The sequence below is a fragment of the Paraglaciecola sp. L1A13 genome, assembly GCF_009796745.1.
Taxonomy (GTDB): domain Bacteria; phylum Pseudomonadota; class Gammaproteobacteria; order Enterobacterales; family Alteromonadaceae; genus Paraglaciecola.
The window spans coordinates 2143147-2160047 of record NZ_CP047024.1 but is presented as its reverse complement, the minus strand read 5'-3'; the positions used below and the strand labels follow the sequence as shown (position 1 = coordinate 2160047).

At 42.3% G+C, this 16901-nt stretch carries 13 protein-coding genes and 1 pseudogene; 7 read left to right on the top strand and 7 right to left on the bottom strand.

All coding sequences use genetic code 11. The features are described from left to right. Positions 1-22: 22 nt before the first annotated feature. The 3 genes from GQR89_RS09010 (at position 23) to GQR89_RS09000 (ending at position 4410) form a co-directional block, all read left to right on the top strand. On the top strand, positions 23-1606 hold the full coding sequence (locus GQR89_RS09010) for an alkaline phosphatase (protein ID WP_158769737.1): 1584 nt from the start codon (positions 23-25) through the stop codon (positions 1604-1606). Between the two features lie 12 nt (positions 1607-1618). Beyond that, positions 1619-3502: an alkaline phosphatase gene (locus GQR89_RS09005; RefSeq protein WP_158769736.1), complete on the top strand. Its 1884-nt coding sequence runs from the start codon at positions 1619-1621 to the stop codon at positions 3500-3502. A gap of 185 nt (positions 3503-3687) precedes the next feature. Next, positions 3688-4410, top strand: a complete 723-nt coding sequence (locus tag GQR89_RS09000) for a hypothetical protein (protein WP_233269128.1) — start codon at positions 3688-3690, stop codon at positions 4408-4410. An 84-nt stretch (positions 4411-4494) separates the two neighbouring features. Here the strand turns inward: GQR89_RS09000 and ggt are convergent, their stop codons facing one another. The 3 genes from ggt to GQR89_RS08985 form a co-directional block, all read right to left on the bottom strand. After that, entirely contained in the window at positions 4495-6174 is a 1680-nt protein-coding gene (gene ggt, locus GQR89_RS08995; protein WP_158769735.1) for a gamma-glutamyltransferase, read from the bottom strand. A 97-nt stretch (positions 6175-6271) separates the two neighbouring features. After that, positions 6272-7645, bottom strand: a complete 1374-nt coding sequence (locus tag GQR89_RS08990; protein ID WP_158769734.1) for a Na+/H+ antiporter NhaC family protein — start codon at positions 7643-7645, stop codon at positions 6272-6274. 359 nt (positions 7646-8004) lie between these two features. Next, entirely contained in the window at positions 8005-8457 is a 453-nt protein-coding gene (locus GQR89_RS08985; RefSeq protein ID WP_158769733.1) for an Lrp/AsnC family transcriptional regulator, read from the bottom strand. Positions 8458-8598: 141 nt separating this feature from the next. On the opposite strand from GQR89_RS08985, the gene cysK reads away from it, so the two are divergent. Next, positions 8599-9624 (top strand): cysteine synthase A, encoded by a 1026-nt coding sequence (cysK, locus tag GQR89_RS08980; protein WP_158769732.1) that lies wholly within the window; start codon positions 8599-8601, stop codon positions 9622-9624. 110 nt (positions 9625-9734) lie between these two features. Here the strand turns inward: cysK and GQR89_RS08975 are convergent, their stop codons facing one another. After that, on the bottom strand, positions 9735-10043 hold the full coding sequence (locus GQR89_RS08975) for a hypothetical protein (RefSeq protein ID WP_158769731.1): 309 nt from the start codon (positions 10041-10043) through the stop codon (positions 9735-9737). A gap of 189 nt (positions 10044-10232) precedes the next feature. Then, complete coding sequence (locus tag GQR89_RS08970) at positions 10233-10619, bottom strand: hypothetical protein (RefSeq protein ID WP_158769730.1); 387 nt, start codon at positions 10617-10619, stop codon at positions 10233-10235. Between the two features lie 257 nt (positions 10620-10876). On the opposite strand from GQR89_RS08970, the gene asnS reads away from it, so the two are divergent. Then, positions 10877-12274 carry an asparagine--tRNA ligase gene (gene asnS / locus GQR89_RS08965; RefSeq protein ID WP_158769729.1) on the top strand — a complete coding sequence of 466 codons (1398 nt, stop codon included), beginning with the start codon at positions 10877-10879 and terminating at the stop codon, positions 12272-12274. Between the two features lie 239 nt (positions 12275-12513). Next, entirely contained in the window at positions 12514-13431 is a 918-nt protein-coding gene (locus tag GQR89_RS08960) for a LysR family transcriptional regulator (protein WP_158769728.1), read from the top strand. Positions 13432-13534: 103 nt separating this feature from the next. Here the strand turns inward: GQR89_RS08960 and GQR89_RS08955 are convergent, their stop codons facing one another. Beyond that, positions 13535-13762: a hypothetical protein gene (locus GQR89_RS08955; protein ID WP_158769727.1), complete on the bottom strand. Its 228-nt coding sequence runs from the start codon at positions 13760-13762 to the stop codon at positions 13535-13537. Between the two features lie 164 nt (positions 13763-13926). Here GQR89_RS08955 and GQR89_RS08950 point away from each other — a divergent pair. Next, positions 13927-14211: pseudogene (locus tag GQR89_RS08950) on the top strand (transposase); the annotation flags it as partial. Positions 14212-14639: 428 nt separating this feature from the next. On the opposite strand, the gene GQR89_RS08945 reads toward GQR89_RS08950, so the two are convergent. After that, complete coding sequence (locus tag GQR89_RS08945; protein WP_158769726.1) at positions 14640-16847, bottom strand: hypothetical protein; 2208 nt, start codon at positions 16845-16847, stop codon at positions 14640-14642. Positions 16848-16901: the final 54 nt, after the last annotated feature.

Here is a 16901-nt window from a genome sequence, read left to right as displayed (position 1 = left end):
CATCAAATTCGGGATAATAAACATGAAAATAAACTGGATCGCTACAGCCAGTGCACTTGCATTCGCTGTATCAACTGCGCTGCACGCTGACGTTTTACCTAGCTATCAAACTGACAGTGACTGGTATGCTGATGCACAAATCAAACTCGCGGCAAAATTGCAAACAAACAATCAATTCAAAGCTAAAAATGTGATTTTGTTCGTGGGAGATGGCATGGGTGTCTCTACCCTAACTGCAGCACGTATATTACAAGGCCAACAAGCTGGTAATCTAGGTGAAGAAGGATATTTAAGCTTCGAATCGTTTCCTCACACCGCGTTAGTGAAAACATACAACGTTGACGCCCAGACCCCAGACTCTGCGGGCACTATGACCGCCATGATGTCCGGTCTTAAAACAGATGTAGGTGTCATCGGTGTAAACGAAAAGATTGAACGCGGCGAATGCTCAACCGTTGCGGGTAATGAAGTATCCACCGCATTGGAGCTTGCTGAAATTAAAGGCATGGCGACGGGGATCATTTCTACCGCCCGTATTACCCACGCCACGCCCGCTGCAACCTATGCAAAATCGGCCGACCGTAACTGGGAAGATATTTCAGACATCCCAGAAGCCGCAATAGCAGAAGGTTGCGTAGATATTGCTGATCAACTGGTACATTTTGAAGCTAATCTTGAAGCGCGTTTCGAGGGCGTCGATGTTGACGGTTTGGAAGTCGTTATGGGGGGCGGTCGCCGGCACTTCTTACCTAAAGATGCCTCGTTTAACAGTGCAGATGCAGTGAGTGAAATAGAAGGTGATCGCACAGATTCTCGTGACCTGACCCAAGAATGGCAAGACCTATACACTAACGGCACATACGTGATGGATAAAACAGGCTTTGATGCCGTTGACGCTGCCAATACCACACACTTATTTGGCCTTTTTAACGAATCACATATGCAATACGAGGCTGACCGTAGTAACGATGTTGCAGGTGAACCTTCTCTAACCGAGATGACCAGCAAAGCCATCGACGTGCTGGATAACAATGCAAAGGGTTTTTTCCTGATGGTTGAATCTGGTCGAATCGATCATGGCCACCATGCAGGCAGTGCCTATAACGCGCTGACTGACGCTATCGAGTTATCGAATGCCATTCAAACGGCGATTGACAGCACCGACCCTGATGAAACCCTTATATTGGTCACTGCCGACCATGGTCACGTGTTCACTATCGCTGGCTACCCTAAACGCGGTAATCCCATTCTGGGCAAGGTAGTTGCCGTAGGCGAAACTGAGCCATCAATGGCAGCAGATGACATGCCATACACTACTGTAGGCTACACCAACGGTATTGGTTTCCATGATTTAGGCACTGAAACTGACGGTGATGCGAGTTACAACGAAGACATTGCTGCAGGTCGTATGGACATTTCTGCCATAGACACCACCACGTCTGGCTATCACCAAGAGGCGCTTATCCCCCTTAGCTCTGAAACCCACTCTGGAGAAGATGTTGCCTTGCATGCCAATGGCCCGGGTTCGCAACTCGTGCAAGGGGTAGTAGAGCAAAGCGTTGTATTTCACATCATCGAGCAAGCACTTGATTTAATTCAGGAATAGGTAGGAAAAAAAATGAAAAAATTAAATTTAACCCTGATAGCGCTAGCAGTAATGGGCTTATCTGCCTGTGTTGACGACGGCGATGATGGTACAAATGGTACTAACGGTTCAAGCAGTTTAATTGTGCAATCTCCTTTGCTTACAGGTGATGTCAATTGTCCCAATAGTGGGGTGAAAATTGATTCGGGTATCGATGCAGATGCTAGCGGTACGTTAGAATCGACTGAAATTAACGCAACAGAATATGTCTGTTCACCGGGTGTCACCACCGTTAGCAGCAGTGCCCTACTAACAAATGTTAACAACGAGTGGTTTGTCGATGGACAGCAGGTTGTATCTGCTGCTCGTCAAACGTGGTTGGATGCGACCAACACAACAGCGGCAAAAAGCACCGCTGAAACGGCACCAGCATTAGCAGCCAAAAGCATTAGCGGCCTGCGCGGAAAAGCGAAAAACGTTATTCTCTTCGTCGGCGACGGAATGGGGATATCCACTGTCACCGCCGCCCGTATTTTAGATGGGCAATTAAAAGGCAACCCGGGTGAAGAAAATCAATTGAGTTTCGATAAATTCGCGTTCTCTGGTCTTGCAAAAACCTATAATGTTGATGCCCAGACCCCTGATTCAGCGGGCACAATGACCGCGATGATGAGCGGTGTTAAAACAGACGTAGGTGTTATCGGTGTCGATGAAGATATCGAGCGCGGAGATTGCGCAACGACCACCGGCAATGAATTGATAACCGTACTTGAACTTGCCGAAATTGCAGGCAAGTCTACCGGTATTATTTCAACCGCCCGAATCACCCATGCGACACCAGCAGCAACGTATGCTAAGTCAGCTGATCGTAACTGGGAAGATATCTCAGATATGCCAGAAACGGCAGTTACAGCGGGGTGTCTTGACATTGCTGACCAGCTGGTTAACTTTGAAAGCATGCTTGAGGCCCGCATAGACGGTATTGATGTTGACGGTATTGAAGTAGCATTTGGTGGCGGTCGTCGTCACTTTTTACCCAAAGACGCTGCATTTAACAGTACTGATGCAGTTAGTGCAATCGAAGGTGATCGCACCGATGGGCGCGACCTAACGGCAGAATGGCAGGCGAAGTACACCAACGGTGTATATGTCACTGACGAAACGGGTTTTGATGGTATCAATACTGAAACCACTGAGCGCGTTTTTGGTTTGTTTAATGAATCCCATATGCAATATGAAGCGGATCGTGAAAACGATGTGGCGGGTGAGCCTTCTGTTAGTCAAATGACAGAAAAGGCAATTCAGATTTTGGATAACAACGATGACGGTTTTTTCTTAATGGTTGAATCAGGTCGCATCGATCACGGTCATCATGCTGGTAGTGCATACAATGCACTCACTGACACTATCGAATTCGCTAATGCGGTGCAAAGAGCTGTCGACATGACCGACCCAGAGGAGACGTTAATTATTGTCACCGCTGATCACGGTCATGTGTTCACCATTGCCGGGTATCCTAAACGGGGTAATCCTATTCTAGGGAAAGTGGTCAATGTCGGTGCAGAAGAACCAGCACTCGCTGCAGATGATATGCCTTACACCACTTTGGGTTACACCAATGGCGGAGGGTTTCGAAATCTAGGTGCAGAAACGGACGCTGACGAAGGTTATAACGTTGACATTGCTGCTGGTCGTCAAAATTTAACAGACATTGACACCACAACACCAGGCTACCACCAAGAAGCCCTAGTACCACTTTCATCTGAAACTCATTCGGGTGAAGACGTAGGTATATTCGCTAGTGGCCCAGGTGCATTATTGGTTAACGGTACCAACGAGCAAAGCATGTTGTATCACATCATGGATTTCGCCGCGGATTTGACCAACAAGGCGAATAGCGCACAAACGATAGAGTAATCGAGCAAATATGTAGTAGGGCGCAACATGTGCCCTACTCTTTTTACTTGTTTTTATATTGCTTTTGGTCAAGTTACGACTTACTTCAACACGCCAGTAAGGAACCGCCTTGCCATGAAACACCAACAAAAAGTACCCATGTAAATGGTATTGCAATTAAGCGCCCCCCATTTTAGGAATCAATCATGTACAAATCGCTAATTTTTATTCTTTGCTTATACGCTGCGCAGAGCTTTGCCCAATGTGATGTTTCATCATCAACGCTATCGGCATCGTATCAACTCGAGTCAACAAACGGCTTACATCAGCACGCAAGTGATTTAGTACTATGGCGAAACGGTAGAACCGTTGCCCATCAATATCTGCAAACGCACATTACAGAAAGCTGGTATTTGTCTTCAAACCAACAAATTAAACCGACGCGTTATTTTGATACACAGCAGCGCGCCATTGAGTACCAGCCAGGTGAAAAGGTGCACGGTAAAGCAGAATCTGATTGGGACTACCGCAACCAACTTATTTCGAATTCATTACTTTCCCAGTTAGATATCATTAAAGAAACAGGTACTGGGTGTGAGCGTACCCAGTTTTATAGCAAGACGATTGGTGGCACACAAATCAACGTTAAATGGCTAGTAGGGCAAGCATTGCCAAGCTATTACAGCTGGACAAAAGGTGCTAAGCATGAAACATGGACATTACAAAAGGTGAACCATGATGATAAGCAAATCAGTGATTTCTTTGCCCACTTAGGGAATTATCAAACGACAGATTTTGCTGATATTGGCGATGACCATAGTGACCCATTCTTGAATAAAATGGTTACGTTAGGCTTCATCGAAAAGGGGGCGTCTGGCTTCTATGACGACCAAGGCAACGCACTGGATGGTGGTCATCATCATGAATAACGCCAATCTACCTGTTCTTTAATAAAAAATGGTTGCCTAATTAGCAACCATTTTTCGTTGTTTCGGTATTTTTCAGATTATAAACTAGAACACTATCGATTTACCCCGACCGCTAGATTCAGAGCCGGCCTCAAGTTTACCCTCTCTATTGACGATAGTGTGCAGGTCACCAAAGCGCTCATTATCCATAATATAACCCATTTTCTCTAACGCACTAACGGTGTCAGGCGTTAACCCGTCGTGATATCGAATGGTGTCCTTAGGCAACAACTGGTGATGAAAACGTGGTGCATCCACAGCTTCTTGGGCACTCATATTAAATTCAAGTGCGTTCAATATCGACGTGTACACAGAGCTAATAATGGTCGTTCCGCCTGGCGAGCCAGTCACCACACTGATTTTTCCGTCTTTAAGTACGATAGTCGGCGTCATTGAGGACAACATGCGTTTCTTAGGTTGTATTTCATTCGCTTCGCCGCCTACCGCACCAAACACGTTTGCGACACCTGGCTTAGCACTAAAATCATCCATTTCATCATTCAATAAAAAGCCCGCACCTTCTACCACAACGCCGCTGCCAAAACCTAGGTTAATGGTAGTGGTATTCGACACCGCATTACCCCATTTATCAACAATCGAAAAATGTGTGGTTTCTTCGCTTTCTTTTAAACCGGGCTTAATCAACTCGGTCACCGAGATACGATCCATGCTGATATCAGCACCACGTTTAGCAATATATGCTGGGTCAATGAGTTCTTCGACTGGCACGTCGACAAAATCAGGATCGCCCAAATACTCAGCCCTATCAGCAAAAACGCGCTTACCTGCCTCAGCTAATAAATGTACATAAGGGGCTGAGTTATGTTCAAGTTTGGCTTTACCTGCCGTCAATTGGTCGTAAAAGGTTAACCACTGAATAATGGCTATGCCACCAGAGCTAGGAGGCGGAGAGGTTACGACTTCATAATCACGCCATTTGGCGATAATAGGTGCGCGAGATTTAGCTTCGTACTGAGCAAGATCCTCTTCATTAATCAAACCTTTGTGATGTGCCATAAAGTCAGCAATGGTTTTAGCCGTTTTTCCCTTATAAAATCCATCACGGCCTTGATCGCGGATCAGCATTAACGTTGCCCCAAGTTCAGGCTGCTTAAATACGTCACCTGTTTTTGCTGAGGCAAAGTAGTCATCAAAATTAACCTCAAAGCCTTTGTCTTTTAAGCGTTGACTGTAACGACTAATATACCCAGCTAATTTTTCTGGCATCACAAACCCGTCAATGGCGAGCCTTACCGCGGGCTCAACTAAATCTTTCCATGGCAAAGTGCCGTACTTTTCATGTGCTAACCACATACCGGCAACAGTGCCCGGTACGCCTGATGATAAAATACCGATAACAGACTGATACGGCACGACATTACCCTGTTCATCTAGATACATATCTCTGTGAGCATTTAACGGAGCTTGTTCTCGGTAATCAATAAAATCGGCTTTTTGATCCTTGTAAACCAACATAAAACCGCCACCGCCAATATTACCGGCTTCAGGTAGCGTAACAGCTAACACAAACTGCGCTGCAATAGCGGCATCAACTGCATTCCCCCCATCTAGCATAATTTGCTTAGCCACATCAGCACTAAAAGCATCTGGCATGGCAACAGCAGATTGTTGAGTATAGTTTTGTTGTTGCTGTTTTTTCTGTGCCGGCGCGTTGCAGGCACTCAGCACAAATACCGATAACACGACTATGAATGAATACTTCATCAAACTTCCTTTTAGTTGTTATATTTACAATTTAATGGCATCACCCGATTCAATTATTAACATTATATGGATGATGCAGCAGGCGTAAACTCGGTGCTTAAAGCATAATTAAACTCGCAATAAAGTAACCGATAAATGCGAGAGCACCGCCAAATAAAGCATATGGCATTTGCGTACGTACGTGGGTTAATAAGTCACAACCCGATGCAATAGAAGACACCGCTGTGGTATCCGATATCGGCGAGCAATGATCCCCAAATACCCCGCCTCCTAAAATAGCGGCAAGCACTAATGAGGGCGGCAGACCTAGTGTTTGGATCAAGGGTACGCCAATTGGAATAAGAATCGCAAAAGTGCCCCAAGAAGTTCCTGTGGTAAACGACATAATACCGCCCGCTAAGAACAAAACAGGTACTATCAATGATAGCGGCAAGTAATCACCCACTAAATTAGCCACAAATATACCAGTGCCTAATTCTTTTAAGCTGCCACCTAACGTCAGTGAAAACAGCACGATGGTAACTAAAGGTAAAATTTCGCCCATTCCTTTGAACCCTTCATCTACCAACTCTTTATGGCTGTATTTTTTAGCGCTGATCAATAAAAAATAAGCCACCATGCAGGCCAATACTGTGGCATAAAGAACTGATTTGCTGCCACTTCCAGCCGCTATATCACCATCGCCGGTCCATAACATAAAGCCAATCATACCGAAAATCATGGTGCCTAAAGGAATTAGCATAAAACGCGCTTTACTGGCAGGAATAGGTAGACTCGCGTCATTATTGTGCTGCATTTCTCGCTCAGCTTCACGCATGGGGCCGTGAACTCGATCGGTCACTATGGTATACAGCACAATCAGCAGAGCAATAATGGCGTAGAAGTTAAACGGTATCGTGCCCCACAAAATGGACACTGGAGATTCTTCCAGTTCATAATTACTCAACAAACCTAGAACAAATGCTCCCCAGCCGTTAAGCAATATCAATATACACACTGGCGCACTGGTGCTGTCGATAACATAAGCCAAACGTGCACGGCTCATTTTAAATTTATCATATAGACCTCGAGACAATATCCCCGATGCCAATACACTTAAATTGGACTCTATAAACACAACAATACCGGTAAACATGGTGAGTAACCCCACCTGACGTTTACTTTTTGCTACGCCTTTATTGATAAGCATTTCAACTGTGGCCGTAACCCCACCTGAGTTACGTATATAGGCGAGTAATGCTCCAATTAACATGCTGAAAATTAGTATGCGAGTATTACCTGATGAACTGGCTATTTCGATTACCCGTTCAACTGAACCAATAACACCATGAAATATAAACTCTCCACCTCCTCGATAGGCAAGTAATGCTTCAGCTGAGAAAATGGCGAGAATAAGCGCCAAAATAACTTCTTTACGCCAAAAGACCACCACAATTGCGATGATAGGCGGAAGAATAGAATACCATTCCATATAGAACCTTATATATGCGCCAATGCGCTATTATTATTGTGTATTGAACTTGGAGTGTGAGTCTCAAATAAATATTTGCTGCTTTAGCGAAAATATTAGAATAAATTATCACGCATATGAGGTGCTCGTCAGCAACATTACACTATTTTTCTTAAGGTTTTAAATAGATATAGTCGTTGCAAGCCAAACTTTACGCTTCACCCGTAATAGTAAACCCTGCCGACAGAGTTAAATTTTTCACAACTAGTGGGGTAATATAGGTATTATCAAAGCATTCAAAACGATATAAAAGCGTTAACAAAGTGTGTTTGATGTACGTAGAATATTGTGATGTTCCTGTCCCTTAATAAACAAGTTCACTACAGAATGGCCAGCGCGGTGGTGTACTTAATCTGTTCCATGGCGAAACTCGACGTAACATCCGATAGTTCAATCCCCCCCACTAGTTTTTTGTAAAATACATCAAACGCTTTCATATCTGATACCACTACTTTAAGCATGTAGTCATATTCACCGCTCATGCGATAAAACTCAACTATCTGTTCAATGCCTGCGGCGTGCTCTGCGAATCGACTTAACCAATTAATGTCATGCTGAGCGGCCTTTACTTGCACAAATACAGTCATGCCTAAATTGAGTTTTTCCGCGTCTAGCAGTGCCACTCGTTTTTTAATAATGCCTTGTTTCTCAAGATTCTGAATGCGTCGCCAGCACGGTGTTGTACTCAGTCCAACGGCTTCTGCCATCTCGTTAACAGACAAGGTCGCATCTTCTTGCAGCAATTTTAATATTTCTCTGTCTAACTTATCCATAAAATATAATTCTATAATTTAAACTATATTAAGAATAATTTTTTAATTTAGCGAAAACAAGCGCAATACTTAGAATATTATTCTGGCTTTCGTATGGCATAGTATTTAACTGATTTAATCTTTATCGACGGTACCTACATTATGTCTACTGAAGCCTTGTCACTTGCTGTAAATAACGAAACGAATAAAGGCAGCGTCAACTCATCTTCTATCTCAGCGCCCAAAGGACGTATTTACGATGATATTACGCAAACCATAGGTAATACGCCTTTGGTGCGTTTAAGTCGTCTTGCTAAGAAGTATCATGCACGTGCAGAAATATTAGCCAAAGTCGAATACTTTAACCCTGCAGGATCAATTAAAGATCGCCCTGCCCTGGCGATGATAAATGCATTGATGCAATCGGACTCATTCAATGACAATACACAGATTATCGAAGCCACATCTGGCAACAATGGCGTCGCGTGCGCATGGATATGTGCCATGAAAGCGATCCCATTGACTATTGTCATCCCCGAGCATATGTCGATAGAGCGCCAAAAGCTGATCAAGCACTATGGCGCAAAAGTCATTACCACAGCTAAAGAACTCGGTACTAAAGGCGCTATCGACAAAGCCAAGCAATTAGTTCAAAGCACAGAAGGTGCTGTGATGCTCGATCAATTTGGCAATCAAGCCAACCCAGATATGCATTTTAATAGCACAGCACAAGAAATTTGGCGTGACACCAATGGCACAGTCGATGTTCTGGTGGCGGGAGTTGGTACTGGTGGCACCATCACTGGCATTGCTAAGGCCTTGAAAATTCGCAATCCGAATATCAAAATCATCGCAGTGGAACCAGCTTCCTGTCCTGTATTAAGTGAAGGCCGCACTGGAGTTCATAAGATCCAAGGGTTAAGCTCAGGTCATGTGCCGGATGTATTAGATGTCAGCTTGTTGGACGAAATAATCACTGTAAGTAACGAGGATTCTATCATCTATGCCCGTGAGCTAGCGCGTGTTGAAAGTCTACCAGTGGGGATATCGTCTGGCGCCGCGGCGTGTGCGGCAATAAATATTGCCAAGCGCCCTGAATACGCTGGCAAGAATATTGTCACTATTTTAGCGGACACAGCGGAGCGTTATTTCAGTACGGAATTATTTGCGCAAGATGAGGGGATTTAACTGTTCGTCGATACTTACATAAGACGGGCATATAGTTAACCCAAGCTAAATGAAAATAATTATCAGGGTGCTTTATAAATGAGCGCCTACTTTCATTCATCGGTTAATCTTTATTTTGGCAGGTGACCGTTATACACGTGTTTGAAAGACTCTTGCTTAATGGCGTTCGGTTGATAACCATCGAACGTGATATCGTCAACGTGACGAAGCTTACGCCATGGCCTGTCGCTTAAAAACAACATTAATAAAATGCCTGCAGCGATCGCTCCACCTATTTTAAACAATAAAATGGCAACCATAAAAAATACTGAAGTAGTCGTTTCTGTGGGTAAGTACGGCATAGGGGAAGAAACAGCAAGGATGAGGGCGATAACGGCAACGACGAATAGTAGTGAAATAAGTGTTTTATTATTAGACATTATAAATTCCTTTAATAAATTCCATTTATGAGCTGACTATACTACGCACATACATGTGCAAGACTGTTTCAATATAGTCACCAAACCTCGTCCTATCAAACCGATTTTAAGCCAATTTTAATGTTTATTTAAGTCGGTATAATTTGGCGGTAAATAAAGCTCTCTGCAAACTTAAGCAGCGATATCGAGTTAATTAAACTCGAAATATAAAATAGATAAACTAACTAGGGCGACTAACAGCAATACAAAACCACTTAGACCAAAATTATCACTTTTACGACGAGTACGTTTCCGCTTCAATATCAAAACCGCCAGACTCAAGCCAACGCAAGCAAACAATAACCCCACTAAATAAGTACTTAAGGACGCTGACCATTGCTCACGTCCAGTTACCCCCCAAAACTCTTGGGCACCAGTGATAAATTCAGGCCGGGCATAATGAAATACAATTAAGGCAGCAACAAACACCACCCACCCGAAAACATTGACCCCAACCATGATTTGAAATAATTTATCGTTCTCTATACGCGTTTTACGGCGGTTTTTGCCCTGCCAATCTTGTTTATTACGTTCCATTGTCTGCTTACTTCCGATTTTTCTTGAGTCTAAGCGCCACCTGAGTAAGATTACACACCTTGTGAAATTAGCCAAGAAACGGACGCATAATTTTGGCCTTATCAGCGTGTTTTTCACACAAATTGTCTTGTTATAGATAAAACGCTTGCTGATTTACGTAATTTAGCAGCGTTATCGTGGCACTTCCCCCTAAAAAAATGACATAATTTGGTTTAGTCCGAATTTTATTAATACCCAAAGTGGTTTGGAGATAGAACATGGCGCAAGCCCCAGTGGCAGATATTTTTGCCGGTAAATATTCAGTTGGTCAGCAAGTCACAGTAAAAGGGTGGGTACGCACCCGCCGTGACTCAAAAGCTGGTTTGTCCTTCATTGCTTTGCATGATGGTAGTTGCTTTGATCCCATTCAGGTCATTGCTCTGAATACCCTGAATAATTATGCCGACATTCAACGGTTGACCACTAGTTGCTCCATTATTGCCACAGGTGTTCTCAAAGAATCTCAAGGCCAAGGGCAATCCCTTGAAATTGAAGCCAGTGATGTTGAAGTAGTTGGTTGGGTTGAGAATCCAGACACCTACCCTATGGCCCCTAAACGCCATAGTTTAGAGTATTTACGTGAGCACGCCCACTTGCGTCCGAGAACGAACGTTATTGGCGCGGTAACACGCGTGCGTAACTGCTTGTCACAGGCTATACACCGTTTCTTTCATGAAAATGGATATTGCTGGGTCAGTACACCGATTCTAACCGCCAGTGATACCGAAGGTGCAGGTGAAATGTTCAGAGTAACCACGTTGGATATGATGAATACCCCGACGACAGAACAAGGCCAAGTGGATTACAGTCAGGACTTTTTCGGCAAAGAGACCTTCCTAACGGTATCTGGTCAGTTAAATGGTGAAACGTATGCCACTGCCATGTCAAAAATCTACACTTTTGGCCCGACCTTCCGGGCAGAGAATTCAAATACGAGCCGCCATCTTGCAGAGTTTTGGATGATAGAGCCTGAAGTCGCGTTTGCCGATTTAAGTGATATTGCTCAGTTGTCTGAAGACTTACTTAAGTATGTATTTAAAGCGGTGTTAGCTGAACGCGCTGATGATATGGCCTTTTTTGCGCAACGCATTAATAAAGAAGCTATCAGTCGTCTTGAAAAAGTGATTGAGCAAGACTTCGTGCGGATGGACTACACAGACGCCATAGAAATTTTGCAAAATTGCGGCAAGAAGTTTGAGTTCCCAGTGTCTTGGGGCGTTGACTTATCATCTGAGCACGAACGTTATTTGGCTGAAGAGCATGTGGGTGCCCCGATCATCATGCAAAATTATCCGAAAGACATCAAAGCCTTCTATATGCGCATTAATGATGACAACAAAACCGTTGCCGCTATGGATGTGCTTGCACCAGGTATAGGAGAAATCATTGGTGGCTCTCAGCGTGAAGAGCGCCTAGATGTATTTGACCGCCGCCTAGAAGAAATGGGCTTGAATAAAGAAGACTACAGTTGGTACCGTGACTTGCGTCGCTATGGCAGCGTGCCGCACGCTGGTTTCGGTTTGGGCTTTGAGCGATTGGTAGCATATGTTACCGGCATGCAAAACGTAAGAGACGTTATTGCCTTCCCTCGCACACCAGGTAATGCAAATTACTAATGTGAATAACGAGTAAAAAAGCCACCGAAAGGTGGCTTTTTTTTATCTGTTAATTAGCATGCAAATGCTTATATTTCGGGCTATGCGCTTGAAATAAAAAACTTTATTACAATTTTTTACATTCCAATTATCGCCCCCATCTATCATTTAAATGAATGTTCTGTATAATAAAACATTACCTAAAATGATGGAATATTTAGGCTACTCTAGGCCTAATCAAAGCGTAAAGTGAAACCACTATGAACTTAAATAGAATTGATCTTAATCTTTTTGCCGTTTTTGACGCCATTTACACCGCAGGCAGTTTAACTAAGGCAGCAGACGTATTGTGTATTACGCAACCGGCAGTCAGTAACTCACTGGCGCGTTTACGTGAAATGTTAAACGACCCGTTATTCGTGCGCACTGGGCACAGTATGACCCCCACACCAGCGGCACAAAACATTATTGGGCCAGCACGAGAAGCGCTAGGATTATTGCGCAAAAGCGTTCAGGAAAGTCATACCTTTGACCCTACCACAGCAGAAATTAGTTATAACTTCGCCGCACGAGATCTGTTGGAAGCCAGCATTATGCCTAGACTGGCAGCAAAGCTTCAAAGTGTGGCGCCGAATATCACCTTGACCAACTACGACATATCCCGCAGCAACATAGTGTCAGCAATGGCCAGCGGCAGCTTAGATTTTTACGCTGATGCCTCGTCTGCCTTTGTGGACCCACATCTATGTAAACAAAAAATAGCTGAAGATAGATTTGTCGTTATTGCCCGTCGCAACCACCCTGCCCTTAGCCAAGGTTTAAATTTAGATACCTTCTTGCAACTTGGGCACATTAACATTTCGCAGCGTCGCACAGGCGCAGGCCCTATTGATGTAGCGCTTAATAAATTGAATTTGAAACGTCGCGTTGTTATGCGTGGTCAACACTTTCTAACCGTACCATCGGTTATCGTTAAGACCGATTTGATCGCTTGTATGCCTTATCATCTGGCAAAACACTATGACTGTTCAATATACGAGATGCCGTTTGAGTTGGCACCAGTAGAATACTTCCTATATTGGCATTTGAGTGCAGATAACGATCATGCTCATATCTGGCTCAGAGAGCAAATAGCGGACGTGGTCACCACCTTTCACCCAAGTACCACAAGAGATTAAAAACGAAGACAAAACGCCCCTCTGCAATATGTAAATAGATTGCATAGGGGTATATAAAATTTTAGAACAAAAAGGTCTGTCGAAAAAAGCACTAGCGGCTTATTTACACCTCTTCCCCACCGTAGCGCCCGGCTAAATCGTCTAACTCTGAACAGGTATAATCAAACCCCTTCCCATCAAAAAAATAGCGCACACTCACGGTATCTGACCCCTTTGCCAATTTAGCTTTAACAGCAACATTGCCAGATGACGATGTCCAATGGGTAAGTTCATTCAGGAAGCGATTAGCCAACTGGCCACTGCTAAATTGAAACTGTAATTCGCTTATCAACGCTATTCTCTCTGTTATCAAACAAACGCGTTAAAACGCTTGTTAATGAGTGCAAGACTTTAAAAAGCGCATGGTAATCAACCTTAAAGACGCTGTCTATGCTGGAGTCTAGTGATTAGGTTAATTCAGGTTGAATAGCGTCAGTTTATATAACCAACAAATAAGCGTCTGCGTCAGTCGATGTGGCACCCATGAATCGAGAAAGTGGACGTTATAAAGGGCTGCGGAAAATCCAAGGAGGCAGGCATCAAGTCAGAACCGTTTTATACATGGCGATGATGTCAGCGATACAAGGTAATCCCGTATTTAAGGACACATATCAACGATTGGTCGCAGCAGGCAAACCTAAGAAAGTCGCCATTATTGCGTGCATCAGGAAGATGGTCGTTATCTTAAATTCAATGCTGAAAGACGGGGTTATGTGGGTAGCGCCAAAGGCTACAAATTAGCTATTGACGGCATAGTCTCTTGTTAGATTACTTTACCTGAACTTGGTACCACATTTATGGCAGGATTTAGGCCTAATTTCTACACCATCACTGCCTAATGCAAATGGTACAGAATGACACTTTGGACACCTGTAATACAGCCAAATACCAATATTAAAAATTAATACTCCAATTAATGCACCATAAAAAGGATTAAGAAATTCGATAACAAAATATTGGAGAATAAAGCAACTCGCAAAGAATATAACGGATAATACCAAGATGACATAAAACCGTTTCTGTATCGGTTTAAATTGCTCAGATACATCATCCATAATTAAGTATTACTCCAATTAAACTAACGCCTCATTCAGAGGCAAATAATTGTTGGCTAAAATTAGCGACGCAGGAGCAAAGGCAACTGTTATTTGTCCTGCTGAAATGACTTGTTATAGGGCTGGCTCAGTTTCTTGAGGAACAGGCACAGCAGACTCTAGTTCTAAAATTTCCGAATACAATGTGATTAGGTGTTCAATAGTTAAATCTAAAATCGGTTCGTACATGAAAGAGTTTAGGTGAATATTTGAGCTAACGGTAATGCTAACTTTCTCAAGGGTTTTGATAGCATTACTGTTTGGTAATTCCTTTACGTATGACTTTATTAATGCGCCAAATTGATTATTTGATTGACACCAATAAGTATCGTCTTCTTTTATTTTACGCATTTCCTCGATAAGGAAAATTTCAGATCTCATTCTAATAGCGATTGATAAAAGGACTTTATCTTCTAAGTTAAGTCCATCGTGATTATCTCTACTTTTGATCTCGTCAGCTTTAGTAAATAGTAATTCTTTAAATGAATTTGTATTGGTAGTCCCGTACGTTGTACCAAACAATCTATTATAAATTTCATAATATTTCCCAATGGTAATTTGGGCTGTATCTTCTTTCCAGTGCAGTAGACTGGTGAGCTTCAAGTAGTCTGGATCATTTTCACCTTTTATGTACTCAAGTAGGTTTCTTGTAAAAGGTACAGTTGCACACAAAATGAAGTCACTGCTTGATATATGTTCTTTCCACTTACCAATAAAATAATTTTTTATGCCTTCTGCTTTTGATAGCTTTATGCCATCAGCCGTTCTACTAGCCATTAGACATCTCTCATAACGTACAAAGCTATTAGATAACGTTCTAAAGAAATCAAAATTGTGAGTCAAAATTAATTGTGAAAAGTACTCTATTTTTGATATATCTTCAAGATATTGAACAATTGCATGTTTATTCTTGTAGTCGAAAGAATCTGCAACGTCGTCAATAATAAAAAGAGTTTCCGCTGATTTTCTTTTTCTATCTTCGACTTCAAAGATAAAATTAAGAAGATAGAGTGCTCGTTTTTCTCCTTGACTCAAAGACTTAATCTCACTTCTAGTACAATCTAGAAGATCATCACCATCTTTAAACGTAAACTTTAATTTTGCTTTATCTTTTCCTAAGGCAGCATCAGCCTGATTGAATAATGACAAAGTAAATGGCATATCGACAAAACGATTATTAAAAAGATCTATAGCCATAGACCAGTTAGGGGCTTCTGTTGCCGCTGCTAATTCAATTTGTCGTAACTCAGCCTGATTGGCGGAAAAAGCTTGTAGGAATACGTCAGTATCTGGACAATTTTGAATATAAAAAGCCCATAAACTCCGTTTGAATTCTGCTTGGTTTTCAGGTTTTACTTGATGCAAAAGAAAATCTACTTCTGTTGCAGAAATGTTCTCCAAGAGTTCAATCAATACTTGAGTTTGTGCATTTTTAGCTAAATTCCCTCTTAATTTTTTAAGCTCAGCATCACTGTCAATTGATTCATGTACAACTCTCATCTTTTCTTGTAATTCTTCGTAATCAATCGAAGAATCATCACCTTGTAAATGAACTTTATGTCCACCAGCAAAGTATCCTTGCTTATTTAAAGTACTAAAAGACGTATCTGCTTTTGTAGGGTTAAAAACACCGCGAGTGTATATCGTACCCGCTTGATTAAAAAGGTCTTGATATCGCTGATTGAATTCATTGGATTTTGATAAAAATTCAGGACTTTCAAGTATTGAAATAGCTTTTGGGTCGAATATTTCATTATAAATAAAGCTACCTAGATCATCACCAACAACAATTTCTTTTGCTAACTCTAGAGCCTTAACAAAATCATCTGTTAGAAAGTCATTTATCAGTTTTTTTTCGACATCATCTTTTTTAAATTTGGACTGTTTATGAAGAGAAGTTTGAAGCTTTGATTTCAACTTATTGATATTTGAGATCAATGAGTCATATCTAGCCTTACTTTCCTGATTAATAAGGATATTGGTAACAGCATCATTGTCAGAATTGATTTCTATTTCAGATTTAAGCACGTATATTTGTTCTTGCTGAATTTCGACATTATCAGCTTCAATAACACAAGTTGATTGCCGATTAAAACGTTCTTCTTTAGGTTGGTTACCTTTTGATAAGTCATCAAAAGTTCTAGAAAAGGATGTTTTCATCAGTCCGTTTGGGGCATAGATTGCGTAAGCTTTAGCTTTTCCTCGGACATTCGATAAATCAAAAGTTTCATCTAATGATGAAATTCCGTAACAGTTTTCAAAACGTACTTTAAGGTTATCCATAACTCATCCTTTTAATTATTCACCGAGGGCAGATTCATCACCTAGCCCTATAAC